This is a genomic window from Phaeacidiphilus oryzae TH49 (genome assembly GCF_000744815.1).
GTDB lineage: Bacteria > Actinomycetota > Actinomycetes > Streptomycetales > Streptomycetaceae > Phaeacidiphilus > Phaeacidiphilus oryzae.
The window spans coordinates 3,118,969-3,143,015 of the sequence record NZ_JQMQ01000005.1; the positions used below are offsets into that span (position 1 = coordinate 3,118,969).

General features: G+C 74.8%; 18 protein-coding genes. 9 read left to right on the forward strand and 9 right to left on the reverse strand.

What is annotated here, in order from left to right; genetic code table 11:
• The first annotated feature begins 120 nt into the window (after nt 1–120).
• The 5 genes from BS73_RS17620 to BS73_RS17640 all read left to right on the forward strand — a co-directional run bounded on the left by BS73_RS17620 (nt 121) and on the right by BS73_RS17640 (nt 8,498).
• Nucleotides 121–2,673 (forward strand): HAMP domain-containing protein, encoded by a 2,553-nt coding sequence (locus tag BS73_RS17620; RefSeq protein ID WP_051940052.1) that lies wholly within the window; start codon nt 121–123, stop codon nt 2,671–2,673.
• A 15-nt stretch (nt 2,674–2,688) separates the two neighbouring features.
• On the forward strand, nt 2,689–4,473 hold the full coding sequence (pgsB, locus tag BS73_RS17625; RefSeq protein ID WP_235215434.1) for a poly-gamma-glutamate synthase PgsB: 1,785 nt from the start codon (nt 2,689–2,691) through the stop codon (nt 4,471–4,473).
• Complete coding sequence (locus BS73_RS17630; RefSeq protein ID WP_037573607.1) at nt 4,470–4,952, forward strand: poly-gamma-glutamate biosynthesis protein PgsC/CapC; 483 nt, start codon at nt 4,470–4,472, stop codon at nt 4,950–4,952. The genes pgsB and BS73_RS17630 overlap by 4 nt, the downstream gene beginning before the upstream one ends.
• A gap of 40 nt (nt 4,953–4,992) precedes the next feature.
• Nucleotides 4,993–6,189: a C40 family peptidase gene (locus tag BS73_RS17635; protein ID WP_235215435.1), complete on the forward strand. Its 1,197-nt coding sequence runs from the start codon at nt 4,993–4,995 to the stop codon at nt 6,187–6,189.
• 98 nt (nt 6,190–6,287) lie between these two features.
• Nucleotides 6,288–8,498 carry a glycosyltransferase family 39 protein gene (locus BS73_RS17640; protein ID WP_084704723.1) on the forward strand — a complete coding sequence of 737 codons (2,211 nt, stop codon included), beginning with the start codon at nt 6,288–6,290 and terminating at the stop codon, nt 8,496–8,498.
• 7 nt (nt 8,499–8,505) lie between these two features.
• On the opposite strand, the gene BS73_RS17645 is transcribed toward BS73_RS17640, so the two are convergent.
• The 3 genes from BS73_RS17645 to BS73_RS17655 form a co-directional block, all read right to left on the reverse strand.
• Complete coding sequence (locus BS73_RS17645) at nt 8,506–9,483, reverse strand: hypothetical protein (RefSeq protein ID WP_051940053.1); 978 nt, start codon at nt 9,481–9,483, stop codon at nt 8,506–8,508.
• 120 nt (nt 9,484–9,603) lie between these two features.
• On the reverse strand, nt 9,604–11,787 hold the full coding sequence (locus BS73_RS17650) for a bifunctional glycosyltransferase/CDP-glycerol:glycerophosphate glycerophosphotransferase (protein WP_037573613.1): 2,184 nt from the start codon (nt 11,785–11,787) through the stop codon (nt 9,604–9,606).
• Nucleotides 11,788–11,842: 55 nt separating this feature from the next.
• Nucleotides 11,843–12,316 (reverse strand): STAS domain-containing protein, encoded by a 474-nt coding sequence (locus BS73_RS17655; RefSeq protein ID WP_051940054.1) that lies wholly within the window; start codon nt 12,314–12,316, stop codon nt 11,843–11,845.
• Nucleotides 12,317–12,574: 258 nt separating this feature from the next.
• On the opposite strand from BS73_RS17655, the gene BS73_RS17660 reads away from it, so the two are divergent.
• Together BS73_RS17660 and BS73_RS17665 are read left to right on the forward strand one after the other, a co-directional pair.
• Nucleotides 12,575–13,159: a sigma-70 family RNA polymerase sigma factor gene (locus BS73_RS17660; protein ID WP_037573616.1), complete on the forward strand. Its 585-nt coding sequence runs from the start codon at nt 12,575–12,577 to the stop codon at nt 13,157–13,159.
• Nucleotides 13,156–14,391 carry a zf-HC2 domain-containing protein gene (locus tag BS73_RS17665; RefSeq protein ID WP_051940055.1) on the forward strand — a complete coding sequence of 412 codons (1,236 nt, stop codon included), beginning with the start codon at nt 13,156–13,158 and terminating at the stop codon, nt 14,389–14,391. The genes BS73_RS17660 and BS73_RS17665 overlap by 4 nt, the downstream gene beginning before the upstream one ends.
• A 38-nt stretch (nt 14,392–14,429) precedes the next feature.
• On the opposite strand, the gene purU is transcribed toward BS73_RS17665, so the two are convergent.
• From purU to BS73_RS17685, 4 genes are all read right to left on the reverse strand, one after another.
• Entirely contained in the window at nt 14,430–15,365 is a 936-nt protein-coding gene (gene purU, locus BS73_RS17670) for a formyltetrahydrofolate deformylase (protein ID WP_084704151.1), read from the reverse strand.
• A 48-nt stretch (nt 15,366–15,413) separates the two neighbouring features.
• The gene (locus BS73_RS17675) at nt 15,414–15,908 is read right to left on the reverse strand and encodes an SCO4402 family protein (protein WP_084704152.1); all 495 of its coding nucleotides are present in this window, start codon (nt 15,906–15,908) and stop codon (nt 15,414–15,416) included.
• A 45-nt stretch (nt 15,909–15,953) separates the two neighbouring features.
• Nucleotides 15,954–17,777 (reverse strand): hypothetical protein, encoded by a 1,824-nt coding sequence (locus BS73_RS34760; protein WP_152617641.1) that lies wholly within the window; start codon nt 17,775–17,777, stop codon nt 15,954–15,956.
• A 226-nt stretch (nt 17,778–18,003) separates the two neighbouring features.
• Nucleotides 18,004–19,407: a hypothetical protein gene (locus tag BS73_RS17685; protein ID WP_037573620.1), complete on the reverse strand. Its 1,404-nt coding sequence runs from the start codon at nt 19,405–19,407 to the stop codon at nt 18,004–18,006.
• 308 nt (nt 19,408–19,715) lie between these two features.
• Between BS73_RS17685 and BS73_RS17690 the strand changes: the two genes are divergently transcribed.
• Nucleotides 19,716–20,423 carry a bifunctional DNA primase/polymerase gene (locus BS73_RS17690; protein ID WP_037573624.1) on the forward strand — a complete coding sequence of 236 codons (708 nt, stop codon included), beginning with the start codon at nt 19,716–19,718 and terminating at the stop codon, nt 20,421–20,423.
• A 424-nt stretch (nt 20,424–20,847) separates the two neighbouring features.
• On the opposite strand, the gene BS73_RS17695 is transcribed toward BS73_RS17690, so the two are convergent.
• Complete coding sequence (locus BS73_RS17695) at nt 20,848–21,555, reverse strand: metal-dependent transcriptional regulator (RefSeq protein WP_037573628.1); 708 nt, start codon at nt 21,553–21,555, stop codon at nt 20,848–20,850.
• A gap of 132 nt (nt 21,556–21,687) precedes the next feature.
• Between BS73_RS17695 and BS73_RS17700 the strand changes: the two genes are divergently transcribed.
• A complete protein-coding gene (locus tag BS73_RS17700) occupies nt 21,688–22,437 on the forward strand; it encodes a sugar isomerase domain-containing protein (protein ID WP_037573631.1) in 750 nt (249 codons plus the stop codon).
• A 93-nt stretch (nt 22,438–22,530) separates the two neighbouring features.
• On the opposite strand, the gene BS73_RS17705 is transcribed toward BS73_RS17700, so the two are convergent.
• Nucleotides 22,531–23,958 (reverse strand): PAS domain-containing protein, encoded by a 1,428-nt coding sequence (locus BS73_RS17705; protein ID WP_037573634.1) that lies wholly within the window; start codon nt 23,956–23,958, stop codon nt 22,531–22,533.
• Between the last annotated feature and the right edge of the window lie 89 nt (nt 23,959–24,047).

Genomic DNA, 24,047 nt, shown 5'->3' on the forward strand with positions numbered 1-24,047 from the left:
CGGATCACCGGAAGCACCGCCAGGCGTTGCGCGTCGCAGCGAGAGGACCCCACCCTGTCCACGGCCCCGACGGCGTCGTATCCACCGCCGCGCCGACACCGTACCCGGCGCCGCGCCGACATGCCTCTCCTCGGGGGTGTCCGACCGCCGCTCGCCGCGCTGCTGGTCCTGCTTCTCGTGGTCGCCCTGATCACCCTGTTCGGCCTCGGCCGCATCCACACCGCGGACGTGCCGCAGGCCGTCCAGGACAGCGAGCGGCAGATAGCCGCGGACGCCGCGGACGCCCTCCGCACCTCCATCGACGACCAGGCCGTCTCCCTCCGCCGCAGCGCCCACGCCTGGGCGGCGGCCCCCGGATCCACCACCCAGGCCCCGGCCGCCGCGCTCAAGACCCTGGCCCCCGGCACCGCGGTCAGCAAGGGCGCCGCCCTGGTCGACGCGCACAGCGGCAAGCTGCTCGCGGCCAGCGGGGAGTCGGTGCCGCTGTCCGCCGTGGAGGGGATGGCCGGGCTGCGCGGCGGCACCGCGGACATCGCCCCCCGGCTCGTCTCCGACGGCAGAAACGGTTCGCGGCTGCTGTACTTCGCCCGCGCGATCGTCACCGTGAAGGCCAGTCAGGACCCGAACGCGGACCAGAGCCAGGACCTCAACACCACCGGCACCCGGACCGTGCGGGACTGGCTGCTGGTGGTCTCCGAGCCGGTCACCGCGCCGGCCGTGCACGGCACCGGGCGCGGGGTCCAACTCGTCGACCGGAACGGCGCGGTGCTCTCCGGCGCGATCGCCGCCGAGGGCACCGGAGGGCCCAGCGCGGCCCCGGACGCCAGCGACAACGCCTCCGCGATCACCCAGCAGGACGGCGCGAGCCCCGGCGCGACCCCGACCGGGATCCAGCGGTCGCACGCCACCCCCTCGGCCACCGGCGCTCCCCAACTCGGCCCCGGCGACCGGGCGCTGTCCACCGAGGCCGCCTCCGCCGCGGCGGCCGTGCCGCACACCACCGACGCCACCGGCAGCCTTCTCGGCGACGCCTCCGGCGGGCGGCGTACCGTGGCCGGCTGGGCCTCGGTGGCCGGCGCCGCCCAGGGCAGCAGCGGCTCCGCCACCTCGACCAAGGCCGACACCGGCGACACCGACGCCCTCGGCCTCACCGTGGTCACCTATCGGATCGTCCAGCGCTCCGAGCTGATCGGCGGCGGACCCCAGGACGACTCCCGGTTCGCCCTGGAGGCCGCCGGCATCCTGCTGGTGCTGGCCCTCCTGGTCTGGCTGGCCCTCCTCGCCGTGCTGCAGCGGCCGCTGCTGCGGATGCACCTGGCCGCCGCCCGGCTGACCGGCGCCGTCGCGGAGGAGCCCGCGGGACCGGAGGAGCGCAGGGCCCGCGAGGAGGTGCTGGCCCGCCCGATCGCGGTGCCCCGGTTCGGGGAGCCGCGCCGGGTCGGGCGCGCCCTGGAGTCCATCCGGCGCCAGCTCGCCGAGGGCGGCGAGAAGGAGGGCGGCCGCCCGGTCCCCGGGGTACGGGTCGGCGTCCGGGCCGCGGTGGTCTGCTGCGGCCTGGTGCTCGCCGTCTGGGCCGTGCCGCTGCTCCTCCTGGTCAACCGGGTGGACGCGAGCAGCGCGGTGCCCAAGGACGTCGTCGCCGACCAGCAGGCCCGTACCCAGGCCGCCGCCGACCGGCTCAACTCCTCGCTCCAGCAGGCCGATCTGGAACTCGCCACGGCCGCCAAGACGCTGGGCTCCGGGACCAGGCCGGCGCAGCGGACCGCGCTGCGCAAGCTCCTCGCCCGGCACCACAGGTTCCGCTCGGTCTACCTCCTCGACCAGCACGGCCGCGAGGTGCTGAGGGCCGGCAAGGACCCGCTGCGCACCGTCGCCACCCTGCCCTCGGGCACCGGGATCACCCGGGTGAACACCAGCGGCCGGGTGCCCGGCATCGCCGCCTACACCCCGATCCCGGCCACCGCGGGCGGCGACGGCCGGGCGGTGACGCTGGTCGGCGAGCTCGAACCGACCGTGCTTGACGGCATCCTGACCCGGCCCGAGCTGGGCTCGGTCTACCTCTCGGACGGCGACTTCCGGGTGCTCGCGGCCAGCGTCGGCTTCCGCGCCTTCGAGCAGCTGCCGCAGCCCGGGCTGACCACGCTGGCCAAGCGGGCCCAGGGCGGGGCCGGCACCAAGGGCACCGCGGCCTCCGCGATCATCAGGACCAGTTCCAGCCGGCGGCTCAGCTCAGCCTCCGGGGTGGCCGCGGCGGCGCCGCTGTCCACCGCGGGCACCACCGGGACGCTCAACTGGCAGGTGGTCTCGGTGGAGCCGGCCCAGTCGCTGAAGCTGGCGGCCTACCAGCAGCAGTGGCGGACCATGCTCGCCGGTCTGCTGGCCCTGACCGTCGGCATCGCCTGCCTCGGCTGGCTGTACATCGTCGTGGTGCGGCCGCTGCGCTCGCTGGCCGAGCTGGCGGCGCGGCTCGCCGAGGGCGACCGGCGGACCGTCCTCTACCCCGTCCACCACGACGAGATCGGCTCCGTCACCCGCAGCCTCGAACTGCTCCGCCAGGCGCTCGCCCGGCAGGCCTCGGCCCACCGAGCCGAGCGCGCGACCGGCGCGCTGGCCGGGGTCGGCGGCGGCCCCGGCGGCAGCGATCACCACGAGCCCGCGCTGCGGGACGACTAGCAGAAGGTCATCGGAGTGCTGTTCCTCTACTTCGTCCTGCTGGCCGCATGTGCCGTGCTGCTCGTCGCGGGCGTGCTCGAGCAGCGGCGGCACTACGCCTCGCTGGAGCAGATACCCAGCCGGGTGCTGGTCAACGGCATCCGCGGGAAGAGCTCGATCACCCGGCTGTGCGCCGGGGCGCTGCGCGGCGGCGGGCTGGTCACGGTCGCCAAGACGACCGGCACCGCCGCCCGGTTCATCCACCCGGACGCCACCGAGGAGCCGGTCTACCGCAAGTTCGGCATCGCCAACGTGGTGGAGCAGATCGGCATCGTCCGCCGGGCCGCCGCCTACCGCCCGGATGCGCTGGTGATGGAGTGCATGGCGGTGATGCCGGCGCTCCAGGAGATCAACCAGGAGAAGCTGATCCGCAGCACCATCGGCGTGCTGTGCAACGTCCGCGAGGACCACCTCGCCGAGATGGGCCCGACGCTGGACGACGTGGCCCGCTCGCTCTCCCGCTCGATGCCGGTCGGCGGGATCTGCGTGACCGCCGAGCGGGACCGGCTGCACATCCTCCAGGAGGAGGCGGACGCCCGGGACTGCCGGCTGATCGCGGTGGACCCGGAGAGCGTCACCGACGCCGAGCTGCGCGGCTTCTCCTGGTTCACCTTCAAGGAGAACGTGGCGATCGCCCTCGCGGTGGCCGAACTCCTCGGCGTGGAACGGGACGTCGCCCTGCAGGGGATGTACGACGCGCCGCCGGACCCCGGCGTCCTCTCCGTCGAGCGGTACACCACCCCGAACGGCAAGCGGATCCGCTTCGCCAACGTCTTCGCGGCCAACGACCCCGAGTCGACCCTGATGAACGTCCGCCAGCTGGAGACCCTGGGGGCGATCAAGCGCCCGCTGAACGTGGTCATCAACTGCCGCCCGGACCGGGTGGAGCGGAACGGCCAGATGGGCCAGATCATCCCGCAGCTCGCCCCGGAGAAGGTCTTCCTGATCGGCCACCCGACCAAGAGCGCCAAGGACTTCATCCCCGCCGAGTTCACCGGCGAGATCGTCGACCTGGGCGGCGACAGGCGGGACCCGGTGGAGCTCACCGAGGGCATCATCGACGGCCTGGCCAGGGAGGCGTCCCTGATCGCCATCGGCAACATCCACGGCCAGGGCGAGCTCTTCCTGGAATGCCTGGCAGAACTCCCGCTGGACGAGAGCGAGGAGCCCTGGCCGGCGGCCGAGGAGGCGGCGGGCACCGCGCCGAACCCCGAGCGGGACGCGATCACCGTGCCGATCTCGGTGGCCCGCCCGCCCGAGCCCGAGCCGTACAGCTGGGTCGCGGCGCTGGAGACGACCGGCCCGCTGCGCCAGCTGAACGAGCGGCTGCTCGCCGACCTGCAGGCGCGCGGCGGGGCCGACGGCCTCCCGGACGGGTACGGATACCCGCCGGAGCAGCGCACCGCGTCCTCCGGGCACCGCCCCGGCGACGGGGACGGTACGCCGCCGCGTCCGGAGACCCCGCGGACCAGCTGGGCGCGGACCGAGGAGGACCTCCGGCAGGAACTCGCCGCCGGCGTCTACGACCCGGTCGAGGAGGCCCTGGTGGAGCAGACCCTCGGCGGCGGCGACCGGCAGACCATGGGCCTGCGCATCCCCGGCCGCCGCGAGCTGGCCGCCCGGGCCGCCGCCAGACGCGCGGCCACCCACTACTCCGGCGGCACCCCCCAGCAGCGCGGGCCGTACGAGCCGTACGAGCGGTACCCGTCCGACCCGACCACCGAATCCGAGCCGCGACCGCAGACGAGGAACGACCAGTGATCCCCGCCGCCATCACGCCCACGGTAGCCACCCTGGGCATCGCCCTCGGACTGGTCTTCTCGCTGGTCTGCTACCTCACCACCAACCTCTCCCCGGGCGGCATGATCACCCCCGGCTGGCTGGCGCTGACCATGGTGACGGACCTTCAGCGGGCCGGGCTGATGCTGGCCATCACGGTGCTGACCTACCTCGCCACCCGGGTGCTCCAGCGCAATGTGATCCTCTACGGCAAGCGGCTCTTCGCGGCCGTGGTGCTCTGCGCGGTGCTGCTGCAGTGCACCGTGATGCTGCTGCTCCAGCAGGAGTTCCCGCTGCTGTACACCACGCAGACGCTGGGCTTCATCGTCCCCGGCCTGATCGCCTACCAGCTGGTGCGGCAGCCCGTCGCGGCCACCGCGATCTCCACCACGGCGGTCACCCTGGCCACCTACGTGGTGCTGATCGCCGGCCTGCTGATGGGCGTCATGCCGACCGGCTGAGCCGGCCCCACCCGCTGAGAGAGTCAGAGAGGAGCAGCCCGTGTACTCGCGTCCACCCGAGGCCCCCGAGGCCGCCCCGACCACCGGTGTCGGCGACGGAACGGGCGATCCGGCCGACGCCGCGAACGGTTCGCCGGGCGCGGCCCGGCCGGCGTCCCCCGCGGGCGCGGCGGCGCTCTCGTCCCTGCTCCCCCGCGGGGTGAGCCGGCGGGCGCTGCTCGGCGGCGCCGCGGGCCTCGCCGTGGCGGCGGCCGGCGGCGGCTACCTGTGGACCCGGGAGCGCGGCGGCGGGACGACGGCGGCGGCGGCGCCGACCGGGGCTCCCGTCGGCACCGACGACCTGGCCGGTCCTTACACCTACGAGCGGCTGAGCTCGCCGCCCCGGACGGTGGCCCGCTCGGCCAACGGGACGGTGGTCGGGACCTTCACCGACGGGGCGCGCTCCTGCGTCCTGGAGGGCGTCTCGCGGACCTTCAGCGAACCCCGCACCACCAGCGCCACGGTGACCAGTTCGGCGCACATCCGGCTGATGCCGACCACCTGGTCGCAGGGCCGGGAGAAGACCGCCTGGTTCGCCGAGTGGTTCCCCAGGACCCTCCGGGACACCTCGCCTGACGTCCTCGACATCGCCGCCCAGTACGGCGACAAGGCCCCGTCGAAGTACAACAGGAACGGGCTGCGGTACGCCGGGGACGCCCAGTTCGGCCCGGTGGTGCCCGGCCAGTCCGAGCTCTCCTTCCACTACCACGACGAGAAGTCGGACTTCTACGACTACCTCGGCATCCCGTGGCGGTTCTCGGACGGCACGGTCAAGCAGCCGGAGAAGGACCGGCTGGGCGACGTCGACTGCTCCGGCTTCATGCGGCTGGTGTGGGGCTACCGGATGGGCTATCCGATGCACGCCACCAACACCTCCGGCATCGGCCTGCCCCGCCGGGCGTACGCGATCGCCGCGTACGCCCCCGGGGTGCTGCTGATCCCGGACACCCACCAGCGGCCGACCGACCTCTCCCTGCTGCAACCCGGGGACCTGGTCTTCTTCGCCATCAACATCGGAAAGCCGATCTTCCTGGACCACTGCGGGATGTACATGGGCCTGGACGACGGCGGCCATCCGCGGTTCTTCTCCAGCCGCTCGCAGGCGAACGGGCCCACCATGGGCGACCTCGCCGGCCGGGCCACGCTGGACGGGAACGGCTTCTACGCGGCCGGACTGAGGACGGCGCGACGCCTGTGACTCCTCGCACCCCCCCGCCCCCGCCGCCGCGCAGGCGCGCCAACTCCGGTCCGCAGGACCGGTCCTCGACCCACCCCGACAAGGACTCCGCCACCTCCATGCCAGCCACCGACGCGGACGGCGCACCCGCCGAGCGGGCGAAGGCCGTCGTCTCGACCGGCCCGGTCCGGGTCGCCTGGGGCTCGGAAGGAAAGAGCGGCAGGTCGGCCGGCTCCGGCGGCGGCTCCGACCCGACCGGCGCCGCCGGCGGTTCCGGCCGGACGGACGAGGAGGACCCCGCCGAGCGGACCGCCCGGCTGACCGCCCCCCGCCGGTTCGACGAGACCACGGTGCTGCGCGTCCTGAAGGACCTCCCCAAGCCGGTGACCGGCGGGCGCGCCGCCGCCCGGCGGGCCCGCACCCAGCGTGCCGGGGCCGCGTCCGGCGGCTACCAGCACCCCTGGCAGCGCTGGGAGTCCGGGGCGCTCGCCGGCGTCCTCGCGCTGGCCGCGCTCCTCTACGGCTGGGGCATGGACCACGCCCAGCTCCACCCGTACTACACGGCGGCCGTCCGCTCGATGGCCGCCAGCTGGCACGCCTTCGTCTACGGCGGGGTGGACGTGTCCGGCTCGGTGAGCGTGGACAAGCTGCCCGGCGGGCTCTGGCCGCAGGCGCTCTCGGTCCGGATCTTCGGCCCGCACTCCTGGGCGGCGGCCCTGCCGCAGGTCGTCGAGGGCGTGCTGACGGTCTACCTGACCCACCGCTACGTCCGCGCCTGGGCCGGTCCGGTGGCCGCGGCGATCGCCGCGCTGGTGCTGACCCTGACGCCGGTGGCCGTCGTGCTGGACCGGCACAACATCCCGGACACCCTCCTCACCCTGCTGCTGGTGCTGGCCGCCGGGGCCTGCCAGAAGGCCCTCCACAACGGCCGGTTCGGCCCCCTGCTGTGGTGCGGGGTGTGGGTCGGGCTGGCCTTCCAGGCCAAGATGCTCCAGGCCTGGCTGGTGCTGCCGGCCTTCGCCGCGGTCTACCTCTTCGCCGGGCCCGGCGGGCTCGGCAGACGGGCCCTCCGGCTGCTGCCGGCCGGGCTGCTGTCGCTGCTGGTCTCCTGCTTCTGGATCATCCTGGTGCAGCTGACCCCGGCCGGGAGCCGCCCGTACCTCGACGGCACCTCCAACAACAACCCGTTCACCCTGGTCTTCGGCTACAACGGGCTCAGCCGCTTCGGCTCCGACCCGACCGCGCTGGGCGCGGTGGCCGGCACCAGCGCCAGCCGCACCACCGGCAACACCGGCCTGGGGATGCTGGTCAACCACGTCGTCGGACCGCAGATCTCCTGGTTCCTGCCGCTGGCCCTGATGGCCCTGGTGCTGGCCGTGGTCTGGGGCCGCGGCGAGGAGCGCACCGAGCCGTTCCGCGCCGGATTCCTGATGTGGGGCGGCTGGCTGCTGGTGCAGGCCCTGATCTTCTCGGCGTCCAACGGCAACCACGGCTACTACATGGTCGTGCTGGCCCCGGCGATCGCCGCGCTGGCCGGCGGCGGGCTCAAGCTCTGCTGGAACGAGTACCACTGGGGCGAGGGCCGGGCCAGGCGCTGGGCGCTGCCGGCCGGCCTCGGGTTCACCCTGGTCTGGGCGCTCTGGCTGCAGTCCCCGCACCACGGGTTCACCGACTGGATGCCGCCGCTGGCCGTGATGCTCGGCTTCTGCGGCGTGCTGGGACTGGCCGCCCGCGGGCCGCGCACCCGGCCGCGCACGCTGCGCTGGGCGTTCGCCGCCGGGGTGGCGGCGACCCTGGTCGCCCCCGCGGTCTGGGGCTTCTCCGCGCTCAACCCGGTCTACGCGGGCGCCGACGTCTCGCCGCTGGCGGGCCCGGTGGGCAGCGAGTTCACCGACCTCAAGCACCACGAGGCCTCGGTGAGCACGGTCTCCATGAACAACCCGACCACCCGCGACCGGGCGCTGCTCGGCTATCTGACGGCGCATCGGGGCGGGGCGAAGTACCTGCTGGCGGCGCAGGCGGCGTACTCGGCGGAGCCGCTGCTGCGGGACACCCCCGAGCCGATCCTGGTCCTCGGCGGCTTCACCGGCCTCACGCCGTTCCCCTCGCAGACGGAGTTCGCCTCGTACGTCACCTCCAAGCAGGTCCGGTACGCGCTGCTGACCACCCGGCGGCCGGACACCCCGGCCACCCGGTGGGTGAAGCAGAACTGCGCGATCGTCCCCTCGGAGGCCTACGGCCGGCAGAACCCCGGCTCGTTCACCCTCCACGACTGCGCGACCAAGCCCGCGAAGCCCGCCAAGCCGGCGAAGCGGACCGGGAAGAAGTGACCCCGGGTCAGGTCAGGGAGCGGTCCCAGCTCGGCGACCGCTCCTGGCTGACCACCGGGATCGACCAGGAGACCCGCGCGGCGGCGATCGGCCGCTGCGAGACCGGGTACGCGCGGGCGTCGTTGACGCTCCAGCGGAAGCCGGCGAAGCCGCCGTCCCCGCCGCCCGCGCCGTCCGAACCGGAGTAGAGGACCATGTGGCCGCGGCCCGCGCCGGTGTGCGGGACGGCGTCCACCGCCCGGCCGCCCCGCCTGCCGTAGGACCAGCGGGTGTCCGGGTACTTCTCGTAGAGGTCGAGCGAGCCGTGCTCGGGGTCGCCGTGCGGGGCGTCCGTGCAGTCCAGCACCTCGATGACATGGCCGACCGCGTCCGGTCCCAACTGGCGGTCCACCGGGGCGACCAGGGTGCCCTTGGCCTGCCGGACCATCGCGATATGGCCGGTGTACCAGGCGCGCGGGTCGCGGTAGTCGATGGCGACCAGGTCGCCGGGGCGCAGGTCGGCCGGCCCGCGGACCGCGGTGAACTGGGGGGCGCCGGAGGCGGCGGCGAAGCCGGCCCGGAACTCGGCGGCGTTGGGGTAGCGCTTGCTGCGGTCCCGCAGGCCCTCGGCGGAGAAGAAGTGCTGCCGGAAGTAGGCGTCGGTGGCCCAGCCGTAGGCCGTGCCGGCGCCGTAGACGTGCTGGAGGACGAGGGTCTGGAAGGAGGCGCACTGGGCCAGGACGCGGCTGTCGCTCCCCCAGGAGACCTCGGTCAGGCGGCCGTCGTCGTCCGGCACGGACTTGTAGGAGTTGCGGTCGGCGTCCCAGGGAAGCGCGCTCAGCGCGTCCACGAGCTGCTCGGCGGCGGCCAGGTGGGGGGCCGTCCTCGGCTGCGGGGGCGGGGCGCTGCCGCCCTTCCGGCCGGTCCCGGACGAGCAGGCGGCGAGGCCGAGCCCGAGCCCGGCGCCCGCGGCGGCCAGCAACACCCGCCGACGGCTGAGCTCCACCGGTGCGGCCCTCCCCCTCCACCAACCCACCCTTGCGCCAGGAAGATTACCGCCTGGGCTCGCGGGGCCGACGCCCCGCGCCCCCTCCTCGCGCCGACGGTGCCGCCGCCGCGGCCTGGTTCAGGCCGTGGGGAACACCCGGCGGGCCACCCGCTCGGCCGCCGCGCCGTCGTCGTACGGGCAGAAGCGGGCGCGGAAGGCGGCGCGGAGGCTGGTCGCGGCCGGGGCCTTCGCCGTGCCCGAGCGGAGGGCGTCCGTCAGCTCGTCCTGGGTCGTCGTCACGCTGCCCGGCGGCTCCGCGAAGAGGTCGAAGGTGACCCCACGGATCCGCCGGTAGTCGTCCCAGTCCGGCGCGTACACCACGATCGGCCGGTCCAGCGCCGCATAGTCGAACATCAGCGAGGAGTAGTCCGTCACCAGCACGTCGGAGGCCAGGCAGAGGTCCTCGACCGAGCCGTGGGCGGAGACGTCAAGCACCCGCGCCGCCCCCGGCTCGTCCGCCAGCTCGTCCAGCGCGCCGGAGTAGAAGTAGTGGGTGCGCACCAGCAGCGTGTGCCCGGCCCCCAGCTTCCGCGCCAGCTCGGCGACGTCCAGCAGCGGGACGTAACCCCCGTGCTGCTCGCGGAAGGTGGGTGCGTAGAGGATCGAGGTGTCGGCCTCGGGGATCCCCAACTCGCCCCGGATCTTGGCCACTTCGACCGGGTCGGGGTCGACCAGCCGGTCGTTGCGCGGATATCCGGTCTCCAGCACCTCGTAGTCGCCGGGGTAGACCCGGCTGAACACCTCGGTGGAGTGGGGGTTCGGCGAGACCAGGAAGTCCCACCGCGCCACATGCTCCAGCAGCCGCTGGAAGTCCATCCCGTCCGCCGCCTCGGGGTGCTCGGCGAGGTCGAGGCCCAGCGTCTTCAACGGAGTCCCGTGCTGGGTCTGCACATGCACCGAGCCCGGCCGCTTGGTCATGGTGTGCGGGAAGTTGACGTTGTTCACCAGGTACTTGGCGGTGGCCATGGTCCGGAAGTACGCCGGGGTGCCCTCGACGACGTAGGGGGTGCCCGGCGGCAGCGCGGCCGCCTTCGCCCGGTCCGCGACCACCCACACGCCCTTGATCTGGGGGGCCAGCCGCCGCTGCGCCTCGTAGATCGCGGCGGGGTTGCAGGCGTAGCCGCGGTACCAGTAGGCCGCGTACACCGCGAGGTTCTCGTCCATCGGCAGCCGCAGGCAGGCCTGGTAGTAGCCGAAGCGCGCGGCCGAGCGGCCGAGCCGCCTGACCTTGGGTGTCGCCCGGCGGGCCTGCCGGCGCAGTCCGCCCGCGGCCGGCAGCAGCCGCTCGTGGGCGGCGAAGGCGTCCCGCTCGACCAGCCGGTACTGGGCGCCGCGCATCCCCTTGGGGAAGCGGTAGCCCTCCGGCCGGTGCCGCCGGAAGTGCGCGGAGATCCGGGCGAAGAACTCCCGGCGGAGGTGGTCCGGGACCAGCCCGGGGGTGCCGAGGAGGGTGACCGCCTGCTTGACCGTGCGGTCGAAGACCAGGGTGCGGAGGTCGTCCAGCTCCGGGCGGCCGTCCAGGAAGCGGAAGATCGCCTCGTACTGGCCGAAGGCGTCCAGGTGCTTGGGGGAGGCGGTGTTGGTGATCGCGCCCTCGCGCTGCCGGCGGTAGTGGTAGACGGGCAGGTCGAGGTAGGAGATCCGCTCGGCGGCGAGCAGCAGCGGATAGGTGACCGAGATGTCCTCGTAGAAGCCGCGGCCGAAGGAGACGTTCAGGGACTCCAGGAAGCCGCGCCGGACGATCTTGTTCCAGGCCGACATGATCATCGTCAGCATGGCCGGCCGGTCCCGCAGGGTGAAGACCTCGGGCAGCGGGGGCTCGGTCATCAGCGAGCGCCAGGTGTTGGGCTCGCTGCTGCCGTCGGGGTAGGAGCGGACGTAGTCGGTGACCAGCACGTCCGGCGCCAGACCGGAGGAGTGGAGGGCGGCCAGCCGCTGGAGCACCGCGTCGACGGCGCCGTCGGACAGCCAGTCGTCGCTGTCCACGAACCAGAGGTAGTCGCCCTCGGCCTCGGCGATCCCGGCCTCCCGGGCCCCGCCCAGGCCCTGGTTCTCGGCGAGATGGAGGACCCGCAGCCGGGGGTCGCGGTGGGCGTACTCGTCCAGGATCTCGCCCGAGGCGTCCGGGGAGCGGTCGTCCACCGCCACGATCTCGATGTCCTGCGCGGCCGTGGAGAGCAGCGAGTCCAGGCAGCTCGGCAGGTACGACTCCACCCCGTACACGGGCAGGACGATGCTGAGTCGGGTCGCCACGCGGGTCATCTCTCCAGGGTCGGGGCCGTTCGGTCGGACCCGACTCTACTTCCACGCGATCGGCTCAGGCCGACAGCCGCTCCGCCGCCGGGTCCGGTCCGGGATCCTGCCCGGGGACGGCGCCGAGCGGGAGGGCGGCGTCCGCCTCCGGGTCCGGCTCGCGCCCCGGTTCGCCGACGATCGCGGAGTCCACGTCCGGGTGGATGTCGAAGAGCCGGCGCACCCCCAGCGCCGTGAAGACGCGGTGGACGTGCGCGCTGACCGGCGGCCGCCCGCCGTCCGGCGGCACGTCGGGCAGCACCAGCCGCAGCAGCCCGCCGCAGGAGCGCAGCAGTCTGCGGGCGGCGATCAGTACCCCGACGCCGCTGGAGTCGCAGAACCGCACCCCGGTGAGGTCGAGCACCAGCAGATGGCACCCGTCGGCGACCTGCTCGTGGACGCGCTCGCGAATGACAGCGCCGGAGAACAGGTCGATGTCCCCCGCGACCCGCAGCAGGATCCAGTCGCCCGATCTCTCCGTCGCCACACTCAGAGTCACGTCCGACGCACTCCCGACCACTCCCGAATGCCCTCGAAAACTACCCAACCAGGGAAACTGACTCCTCCTCAGCGTAGTGGGTCGCCCTGTGCGGCGACACCCCGTGACCACCGCACCCGGCACCGGGTGCCGGACCCGGCGTCTACCCGGTGACGGGTTCCGGCAACCCGTCCCCCCGCGGGCAGATGTACGGATAGATTGCCGACAGGTTGAGAACACCCACCTAGCCGTGCGGAGTAGCGAGGAGCGGTGGTACGCATGGCGACACCGGAGAGCCCTGTCCGGTGGGACCGCCAGATCCAGCGGCGGCTGGCCCGGGGGGAGGAGTCCGCTCTGGGCGAACTGTACGACCAGTTCGCCCCGCTGGTGCACGGCCTGGCGCACAGGGTCCTGGACGACCCGGACGCGGCCGAGCAGATCACCCGCGAGGTCTTCGGCTACATCTGGGAGAACCCGGACGCGTACGACCCCGGCCTCGGCTCGATGCGCTCCTGGATCGGCAACCTCACCCACCGCCGGGCCGTCGACCGACTCCGCCAGGAGCACGGGCTGCGGCCGAGCGGCCTGCCCGCGGCGGCCGGCGCCGCTCCGGACGAGGACCGGGCGATCCCGGCCCGCCTCGCCGAGCAGGTGCACGCCGCGGCCACCGCGGCCCGGGTCCAGCTGATCGTGGGCTCGCTGCCGCGCGGGGTGCGGGAGGCGGTGCTCCTCGCCTACTTCCGCGGCCACACCTACGAGCAGGCCGCCGCCGAGCTCGGGGTCTCCCCCGCCACCGCCAAGCACCGGATGCGGCTGGGACTGCAGCTCCTCTCCACCGCGCTGTCCTCCGCGGAGGCCTCATGAGGTTCAGGGGCCGCGGCCTCCCCGGACGCGGGGCCGGCTCCGACTCCGGCAGGACGGGCGGCGGCGCGGGCGGTGCCGAAGGCGCGGGCGGTGTCACCGGCGCGGGCGGCCCGGGATCGGGGGCCCGGCCGAGCGCGGGCGACGAGCACGAGGAGCTGCGCTCCCTCCTCGGCGCCTGGGCGCTGGACGCCTGCCCGCCGGCCGAGACCGCCCGTCTGGAGGCCCACCTCGCCTACTGCCAGACCTGCGCCGAGGAGGCCCGCAGGCTGCGGGACGCGGCCGGCTGGCTCTCCGCCGACGACCCGCTGGACCCGGCCCCGGCCCTCCGCAACCGGGTGCTGGACGGCTGCCTGGGGCTGCGCGATCCCGCCGTGCGGGTGCCCGGCTGGGCCGCCCCGTTCGCCGCCGAGACGGCCAAACTCGACGCCCTCCTCAAGGACCTGGAGTCGGCGGAGTGGCAGGAGCGCGCCGAGGCGCCCTGGCAGGGCGGCAGCCTGATCCTGCGGCCCGCCGAACTGCTCTGCCACCTCGCGGCCGTGGACGGCTGCGCGGCGAAGGTCCTCGGCCTGCCGGACCCGGTGGAGGAGGCCGAGGGCGGTCCCGGCCCGGGGACGGTGATGCGCGGCCCGGACGGGCCGATCGGCGGGGATCCGCTGATGGAGCGGACCCGGCGGCTGATCCAGCACTGGCGGGAGCGCTCCCCGGAGGGCGTCCGGGCGCTCTGGCGGGAGCAGACCCGCGCGCTGGTCGAGGCCGCCGGCCGGGCGGGGGATCCACCGGAGGGCCCGGAGGCCCCTCCGGCCCGGGAGGCACCGGAGGTCGACTACGGCCGGTTCCGGCTGCCGCTGGCGGACGCCTTCCTGGACCGGGCCTTCGAGTGCTGGATCCACGGCGAGGACATCGCGCGGGCGGTGGACTACCCCTACCCGCCGCCCTCCTCCGCGCATCTGCAACGGCTGGTGGACCTCGGCGCCCGGCTGCTGCCGTCCGTGCTGCCGGCCTGGCTCGGGCCGATCCGGCTGGTGCTGGAGGGCGCGGGGGGCGGCATCTGGACCATCGGCGAGGAGGAGCCGGGCGAGGAGCCGGTGGCGGACGTCGTCCTGGACGCGCTGGAGTTCTGCTACCTGGCCGCGGGCCGCCGGCACGCCGACCGCCTGCCCTGCGGCATCCGCGGGGACGAGGAGGCGGCGCAGGCGCTGCTGGCCGCCGTCCCCCGGCTGTCCCGGCCGTAGGCCGCCGCCGAGGCGGGCCCGGGGCTCTACCTACCTACCTACGCGAAGACGACCGTGCGGGAGCCGTCCAGGAGGACCCGGTGGTCGGCGTGCCAGCGGACCGCGCGGGCCAGCGCCACGCACTCGGCGTCCCGGCCGAGGGCGACCAGCTGCTCGGGGGTCACGTCGTGGCGGACGCGGACCACCTCCTGCTCGATGATGGGGCCCTCGTCCAGCTCCGCGGTGACGTAGTGGGCGGTGGCCCCGATCAGCTTCACCCCGCGCGCATGCGCCTGGTGGTACGGCTTCGCGCCCTTGAAGCTCGGCAGGAAGGAGTGGTGGATGTTGATCGCCCGCCCCGAGAGCCGCTTGCACAGGTCGTCGCTGAGCACCTGCATGTAGCGGGCCAGCACGACGAGTTCCACGCCCTCCCGCTCCACCAGGTCCAGCAGCCGCGCCTCCGCCTCGGCCTTGGTGTCCTTGGTGACGGGGATGTGCTCGAACGGGATTCCGTACGGCTCGACCAGCCCCCGCAGGTCGGTGTGGTTGGAGACGACCGCGGCGATCTCCACCGGCAGCGCGCCGCTTCGGGCGCGGAACAGCAGGTCGTTCAGGCAGTGGCCGAACTTGCTGACCATCAGCACGATCCGCATCCGCTCGCCCGCCAGGTGGATCGCCCAGTCCATCCGGAAGGACTCGCCGATCGCCGCGAAGCTGGCCCGCAGCTTCTCGGCGTTGACGGTCCCGTCGGCCGCGAAGTGCACCCGCATGAAGAACAGCCCGGTGCCCGGGTCGCCGTACTGCTGGCTGTCCAGGATGTTGCAGCCGGTCATGAAGAGGTAGCTGGACACCGCGTGGACGATGCCCTGCTTGTCCGGGCAGGAGAGGGTCAGCACATAGCCGGCCTCACCGCCGCCGCCACCGCTTCCGCTACCGCCGCCGACGCCGGACGCGTCGCGCCGCTGCTTCTGCTGCTCCTCGGGCTGCTCGGCCATGCTCTCCGCTGCCTTCCTCACCTGGTGCCAGAGGGACAGCGTCCCACATCAGCCGATGCGGGTGAGTATCGCCAGGGACTCCAGGGAGCGGGGCGGGGCGTCCGGATCGTCCCCGTCGTCCACGGCCAGCCGGATGTGCGCCTCGCGGCAGCTGCGGAGGACCTCCGGCCAGCCCTCGTGGGCGAGGTAGGCGTCGGCGGGCGCGTCCGCGCCCACCGCGTGGAGCACCTGGAGGACGGCGAGGACGGCGGCGTCCACCGCCGCCGCCTCGGCCTGGTCGCGGAGGATGGTGCCGACGTACTTCTCCGCGGACCAGCGGTCCAGCCAGGTGTCCTCGACGAGGCGGTAGACGGCGTCGGTGACGTCGCCGTACCCCTCCTGTCGGGCGACCCAGCAGTTCTGCTGGAACGCGGGGTCGCCGAGCATGTGCAGGGCCGAGCGGACACGGGCCCGCCAGCGCCACCAGGACACGTCAGAGAGCGGCATGCCGCCCATGGTGCTGGAGCGATGGCGCCCGCGGGAAGACTTCACCGAACCTGACATGGGCCCGATCGTACGCGGAAGTCGACATTCCACATCGGTCCGGCCCTACAGCTGGGTGGCCGAGCGCTGCGGCAGCCCGTACGAGGTCGCCAGCGCGTTCCACAGCTGGGCGGCGCGCCGCTTGTCCGCCGTGGCGTGGTAGCTCGCCACGTCGCCCTTGGTCAACTCGCCGCCGGCGCGCGGATGGTGCTTCTTGCCGCACTCGCCCTTCGACTGGGCGCCCCAGTTCGCGTAGTGGGAGTCCGCGTCCGCGGAGGCCTGCCAGCCGCTGCGCAGCGCGGAGACCAGCGCCTGGCCGTTGCTCAGCTGCCCGACCGAGAGGCCGTTCAGCTTGGCGATCAGCCCGCGGCGCTGACCGGCCGCGTCCTTGAGGTCGGCCGAGGCCTGGTCCAGGTTCTGGCAGCCCTTGATCGAGGCCACCGCGTTGACCACCTCGGTACGGCTGTCCGCGGCCGTGCCCAGCAGATCGGAGAGGGCCTGGGCCTGCGACTTGCCGGCCGGGTCGGCGCCGGCCGGGCTGGAGCTCTGGCCGGAGGCCCCGGCGGAGGCCCCGGCCGAGGCGGACGAGGCCGCGTCGGCCTTGCCGCCGCCGCCGTTCAGCAGCGCGGCGGCGCCCACACCGACCACCGCGCAGGCCACCACGACGATGGCGCCGATGGCGAGCGGGGAGGGCCGGCGCCGCCGCGGCGGGAGGTCCTCCTCCATCTGCAGCCCCGCACCGGGGCCGGGGGGCTGGGCGCCGTACCCGGGGGGCTGGGCGCCGTAGCCCGGGGGCTGGGCGCCGTAGCCCGGCGGCTGGCCGCCGTAGCCGTAGCCGGGGTGCTGGCCGGGGGCCTGGCCGAAGGCCTGGGTGGGCGCCTGGTGCGGCGGCTGCGCGGGGCCCGGGCGCGGGCCTCCGGCGCGGCCGAAGCCCTGCCGGCCGAGGAAGCTGCTGTCCGCCGGGGTGTCCCAGCCCGGCTGGCTCTGCGGGGGCATCAGCTGGGTCGGCCGGCTCTCCGGGTCGGCCGGTCCCGGGGCACCGAACGGCGAGCCCTGCTGCGGTGCGCCCGGCTGCGGTGCGCCCGGCTGCGGCGGGAAGGCCTGGGTGGGCGCGCCCGGGTCCGGAAGGGCGCCCTGCGCCGGGTTCGGCGGCTGCCCGGGGCCCTGCTGGTACGACTGCGGGGGGAGCGCCTGGGTGGGCGCGGCGGCGAAGCCGGACGGGGCGCCGAAGCCCTGTCCGGGGCCACCGGGACCGCCGGAGCCACCAGGCCCCGGGCCGGCGTCCGGTTGCTGGGCGCGGGGTATCGCCTGAGTGGCCTCCTCGCCGTCGTGCGCCTGGTACCCGCCGTGCATCGGGAGCTGACCCGCCGTCCGCCCCTGGTCCGGCCCCTGCTGCGGGGACTGGAGGGTGAAGTCGTCGCCTCCCTCTCCCGGGAGGCTCTGCGGGCCGGAGGCGTACGGGTCGCCGGGGCGGGGGGTCAAGTGGCCTCCAGGGAGGGCGTTCTGGGGCGCGGCGCTCTGCCCGCCCGGGTACCGGGTACCGCCCGGCGGCTGCGACGCGGCGCCGTACCCGCCGCCGCCGGCGCCCTGACCGGGCGTCAACTCGCCCTGGGCCGGGGGCGGACCGGCGATCGGCTGGTACCCGTACGGGTCCGGGCCGACCGCCTCCACCGCTTCCTGAGGACCGGGGCCCCACGGCCGTCCGGTCTGCGGGAGCCGGGCGTCGACGCCTGACCCGCCGTCAGTCGACTGTGGCGAACGCCACACCTGCGGCGAGCTCCGCTGGACCACCTCGCCCTGGATCGTCGAGCCCGCTCCGCCGGGGGCGGGAGGCCCGTAGGGCGCGTCGGGGCGCGGCTCTTCCTCGGGGTCGGGGCTGCCGTGGTTCAAGGCGTTTCCTCACTTCGCCCCGCGTCTCCCCCGGCTCGGCCGGGTCCGCCGCGGGACCCTTCTCGGGATCGCGCGCACGGCGACACGACCCCCTCTTCGGAACGACGCCACACGCTACCCGCTCACCCCATGGGGTGACCACGTCCCGGTCACACCTGGTGAGCCAGGACACTTACCTGTGCGTCAGGCATGACCGGGCGGACCGCGGCCCTTTGGCGGGCGCCCCTCAGGCCGCCTCGGCCGCCGCCATCGCCTGGAAGTCGCGGACCGAGCGCTGCCCCTGGAACGGCTCCAGACTCCGCTGGAAGTCGTCCAGGTACTCGGCGCCCCGGTTGGAGCGCAGCCCGGAGAGGAGCTCGACGGCGCGGGCGCCGGTGTCGCAGGCCTCCTCGACCTCGCGCTGCCGCAACTGCGCGGTGGCCAGCAGCACCAGGTCGACCGCCCGCCGCCGGACCCGCCCCTCGGGATGCCCGGCGAGCGCCTCCTCGGCGTACCGGGCGGACTCCCGGGGCCGGTCCAGGTCGCGGTAGCAGTGCGCCAACTCGTCGGCCAGATAGGCCTGGTCGAAGTGGGCGATCCACGGCGGGTCCTCGTCCGGGCGGGAGTGCTCCATCGCGGCGGCGGCCCGGCCGCAGGCGGCTTCGCAGGCCCGGGCGTCGCCCTGCAGCGCGTGTCCGCGGGCCTCGGCCGCGTGGAACATGGCCATCGCGGTCGGCGTCGCGGCGTTCCGGGCGCCCTCCTGGGCGGCTCTCGCCAACTGGGCGATCTCACGCGGGTTTCCGAGCGAGGCGGCGAGATGGCTCATCGAGGCGGCCAGCACATAGCCGCCGTACCCGCGGTCGCCCGCCGCCTGGGCCAGCCGCAGGGCCTGGATGTAGTAGCGCTGGGCCAGGCCCGGCTGCCCGGTGTCCACCGCCATGTAGCCGGCCAGCTCGGTCAGCCGGGAGACGGCGGCGAAGAGCCGGCGCCCGGTCTCCTCGGTGTAGACGCCGGTGAGCATCCCGGAGACCACGCTGTTCAGGTAGTGCACCACCACCGGCCGGACGTGGCCGCTGCCGAACCGGTGGTCCAGCTCGACCAGCATCTCGGTGGTGGCCTGCACCGCGGCCACGTCCGCCCGGCCGACCCGGCCGCGGGCGCCCGCCGACTGCGCGGTGATCCCGCCGCCGCGGGCGACCTGCTCGTCCGGCGGGGTGATCAGCCAGTCCCGGCTGGGCTCCACCAGGGCTGAGGCGGCGACGGCGGCCCCGGTGAGGAAGTCCCGCCGGCCGACGTCGCTCCGCCACAGCTCACAGGCCTGCTCCACCGCGGTGCCGAGGCCGGCGGCGAACTGCAGGCCCACATGGGAGGAGAGGTTCTTGCCGTCGGCCATGCCGATCTCGTCCAGCGAGACCCCGCGGCCCAGCTTGCGGCCGATCGCCTCGGCGATCACCGCCGGCGCCTGCCCGCGCGGCTGCTGTCCGCGCAGCCAGCGGGCCACCGAGGTCTTGTCGTAACGGAGGTCGAGGCCGTGTTCGGCGCCGCAGAGGTTGACCCGCCGGGCGAGGCCGGCGTTGGAGCAGCCGGCCTCCTGGATCAGCGCCTGCAGGCGCTCGTTCGGCTGTCGCGCCACGAGCGGTCTGGCCGCCATGCGTTCCGCCTCCCCCTCTGTTCCGCGCCGTCCGGTCCGTACTACGGTCCGCCGTAGGGCCGTTGACGGCCCGGGTCGGCGCCTGTCGACATATCGAGCATGTCCCGGAGGAGGGAATCGGCACCCGTGCGCCCCCCGCATTGCACCGGTGCGCTCCCGCTCGCGCCGGTACCGAGGGTGGTGCCCGCCATGGCCCGCGAGGGTGCCTGATCCGCCCCTTCCTCACCGGAAAGGGTGAGATCGGGTACTTGCCCCCGGAATTGCCCGACCGACCGTAACCCCCGTGGGCGGCCGGAGTTGGGTACGGCGTGGAAGACACCCTCGGATCCACCCGGTCGGCCCCCGCCTCGGCTCCGGGCCTGCGTGAACCCCTCCTGCAAACCGCCCTCCGGTACGTCGAGGACCGGCACTGGGAGGTCGCCCCCGGCACCTGGCTGGTCGAGGACGACGGCCCCCTCCGCTGCTCCTGCGGGGACCTCGGCTGCCCCGCCCCCGGCGCCCACCCGGCCGGCGCCGGGGCCGCGGCCGGCGCCGGCCGCAAGGGCAGCGCCTCCCCCGCCTCGGTGCGCCGCTGGTGGACCGAGCACCCGGAGGCCGCGATCCTGCTGCCGACCGGCCGCACCTTCGACGTGATCGACGTCCCCGAGGTGGCCGGCTGCCTCGCCCTGGCCCGGATGGAGCGGATGGGCGTCCAGCTCGGCCCGGTGGTCGCGATGCCCGGCCTGGGCACCGCCGGGCGCCGGCTGCTCTTCCTGGTGCTGACCGGTTCACTGGCCCAACTCCCGGAGATGCTGCGGCACTCGGGCTGGCCGCCCGGCCGGCTCGACCTGATCGGGCGCGGCGAGGGCGGCTGGATCGTGGCCCCGCCGAGCCGGGTCGGCCAGTACTCCTTCGCCCAGTGGGCGCGGGAGCCCACGGCGCTCAACCGCTGGCTGCCCGAGGCCGCCGAACTGATCAGCCCGCTCGCGTACGCCTGCGGCCGGGAGGCGCCCGCGCTGCGGCGCGCGCCGCACTGAGCGTTGAGCGCCCCGCACTGAGCACGCCGCACTGAGCGCGCCGCCGGGAGCGCTGGTCAGCGCGGTGACCGCGTATCCGCGAGGACTACCCGTCGCACGCCGCCGGAACGCCCCACCTTCGGGTGACAGGGCTCAAGGATTGCCGGCACGTGCCGAGGAAAGACATCTCGGCGTGACGGACCCGCGGCAGAAGCACAGAGAGAGGGGAGGCGGAACGGGGGCGGCCCGGAGGGGAAGCCGGACCGCAGGCGGGGGGCCGCGGAACGGGGAAGCTCGATGATCGGGAGATCGGGTCCGCGGGCCGGGAAAGTCACAGGTCCCCGCGAGGGGAGCGCCACCCCCGAGGGCTCGGGGTTCGGGGAGGCGCGGGGGTGGCCGGAAGGCCTCGGCGGCTCGGGGAGCGTCCCGCCGGGGCCTTCCGGCCTCAGCTCTTCGCGCCGAAGACGTGGGCGGCGATGTCCTTGTCCAGCTCGGCGGCCTCGCCGCCGGAGGTGACCAGCACGCCGCCGGCGCCCTCGGAGACGCTGATCACCGCGCCCGGCTGCACCCCCGCCCGCCGCAGGGTGTACATCAGCTGGGCGTCGGTCTGCACCGGCTCGCCGATCCGGCGGACCACCACCGAACGGCCCTCCGGCTCGGTCACCCCGGAGGCCAGCTGCTCCAGGCTGACCAGCGAGTCGTCGCCCACCGTCCCGCCCAGCGCGGACGGGGTCTCGCCCAGCTCCTCCAGGCCCGGGATGGGGTTGCCGTACGGCGACTCGGTCGGGTGCCGGAGCAGCTCCAGCACCCTGCGCTCGACCGCCTCGCTCATCACGTGCTCCCAGCGGCAGGCCTCGGCGTGCACCTGCTCCCACTCCAGGCCGATCACGTCGACCAGCAGGCACTCGGCGATCCGGTGCTTCCGCATCACCCGGGTGGCGAGCCGGCGGCCCTCCTCGGTCAGTTCCAGATGGCGGTCGTCCGCGACCCGGAGCAGGCCGTCGCGCTCCATCCGGCCCACGGTCTGGCTCACCGTGGGGCCGCTCTGCTCGAGGCGTTCCGCGATGCGGGCGCGCATCGGGACCACGCCCTCCTCCTCGAGCTCCAGGATGGTGCGCAGGTACATCTCTGTCGTATCGATCAGACCGCTCACAGCCGTCGGCTCCGTTCCTCGTGGTCCTGCTCCCAATTCTTGCGCATGCCGCCGACAACCACGGGACAACGGCGAGCCACCCCCTCCGCCACCGTGTTGACAGCCGTGCCGCCAAGGCCGCAACGTGCCTCCATGACCGATCTCGCCGGCCGGTACTTCGACGCCGCCATCGCCGTCCTGGAACGCGCCCGCCGGGAGGAGGCGAAGAGCATCGAGCGCGCCGCCGAGACGCTGGCCGACGCGGTGGCGGACGGCGGCCGGGTGTTCGCCTTCGGCGCCGGCCACTCCTCGCTGCCGGCCCAGGACGTGGTCTACCGGGCGGGCGGCCTGGCGGTGATGAACCTGCTGGCGGTCCCCGGGGTGATCGGGGTGAACGTGATGCCGGCGACGCTGGGCAGCGCGCTGGAACGGGTCTCCGGCCTGGCCACCGCGACCTTGGACGCCAGTCCCGCGCGCTCCGGCGACGTCCTCTTCGTCGTCTCGCTGTCCGGCCGCAACGTGATGCCGATCGAGCTGGCCGCCCACGCCCGCGGGCGCGGGCTCACCGTGATCGGGCTGACCTCGCTGGACTACCCGGGGAAGGTGGAGTCCCGGCATCCCTCCGGGGGCTTCCTCAAGGACCACTGCGACATCGTGCTGGACTCCAAGATCGGCGTCGGCGACGGCGAGCTGCGCGCGGACGGCGTCCCGACCGGCTTCGGGTCCGTCTCCAGCGTGGTGACGGTGGCCCTGATGCAGGCCGTGGTCGCCGAGGCGATCGGCCGTCTCGCGGAACGCGGCCTGGAGCCCCCCGTCTTCCGCTCCGGCAACGTCGACGGCGGCCGGGAGTGGAACGCCCAACTGATCGCCGACCACCACGACCGGGTCTTCTACGCCTTCTGACGGAGTCGGGCCCGCCGGTCCGGGCGCGCGATGGCGCGGGGACGCCGAGGCGCGGGGACGCCGAGGCGTCGAGCGCCGAGGCGCCGGGCGAGATCACCGCAGGCAGCGGCCGCTCAGCAGGGCGAGGTCCACCGCGGCCGCCGCCCGCGAGGCGACGTCCTCCGCGAAGGCGATGTCCGCCCGATCGAACCGCTGCCGCCCCGGGCCCCGCAGGAAGGTGAGCACCCCCACCGTCCGCCCCCGGCTGCGCAGCGGGGCGCACAGCCCGTGCGCCGTCCCCTCCGGCCACCGGCGGCCCGCCGCCCAGCCCGCGCCCGGGGCCGACGCCTCCGCGCTGATCGCGATCGCCCCGCCGCGCTCCAGCGCCAGCAGCGCGGGGTGCTGCTCCCCGTAGCGGACGGGGATCCCGCCGGGCTCCGGCAGCGCGCCCTGCGCCGCCGCACCGGACGGCGCCGAGGCGGCCCGCAGCAGGCGGCCCCCGCCGGCGCCCTCTTCGCCCCCGGCGCCCTCTCCGCCCTCCGGCTCCCCCGGTGCGGCCAGCACGTCGAGCAGCGCATGGTCGGCGAACCCCGCCAGCACGTAGTCGAGGTAACCGGCCGCCGCCTCCATCGGGTCCTCGCACTCCGCCGCCGCCTGCCCCGCCCGGCGCAGCTGCGTCGAGCGGAAGCGGAGTACGGAGCCCTCCCGCTCGGCCTGCTCCTCGCCCGTGACATCGGTGAAGAGCCAGGCGACGCCGAGCGGCACCGGCTCCTCGCCGAGCGGCGAGCCCAGCCGCACGAACTCGCTGCGCCAGCAGCGGCGCCGGCGCTCCGGATCGGCCCGCGGCACCGCCCACAGCCGTACGCCGGACAGCGGCCTGCCGGTCGCCAGCACCCGCTGCAGCGCGGACTCCAGCTCCTCGACGCCCTCGGCGAGGAGCTCCCCGAGGGGCGCGCCCAGGGCGCCGTCCCGCCCGGTCTCCAGCAGGTCGGCCGCGGAGCGCCCGAGCGCCGCCGGCCGCAGGTCCGCGTCCACCAGCACGACGCCGCTGGGCGCATGGTCGAGCAGCGCCTCGGACAGCCCGAGCGAGCGCTCCAGATCGATCTGCGCCCCCGCCTCCGAGAACGCGAAGTACAGCCCGGGGCCCGCGGCCGCGTCGAGCGGTCCGACCTGGGCGCGGACCAGCATCCGCCGTCCGTCCCTGGTCAGCATCGCGAACTCGTGGAGGCGCCGGCTGCCGGGCGCGAGCGCCCCGCGCAGCTGCTGGCGCACGTATGCCGCGTCCGCCGGGCGCACGGCCCAGCCTTCGAGCCCCGGGCGGCCGACGGCCTCCGCCGCGGTCCACCCGAGCAGCCGCTCGGCCTCCCGGTTCCAGTGGGTCAGCGCCCCGGAGGGGTCCATCGCGGCGAGGCCGACCTCCATGCTGTCCAGCAGCGCGGTGAGCAGCGCCGCGTCCGCATCGCCCCCGTCCGCGCCGGGGCCGCCCCCGCTGCGCTCACCGGACTCGTGCAGAGGCGACCTCGCGCCTCGACCACCGCTCATCGCGTGGGACACCTCCCCCGACAACCAGGGGCCATTCAACCCGCCCCGCCTGGGCCGTACAGCGGTTTCGGGCAATTGCCACCCGATCG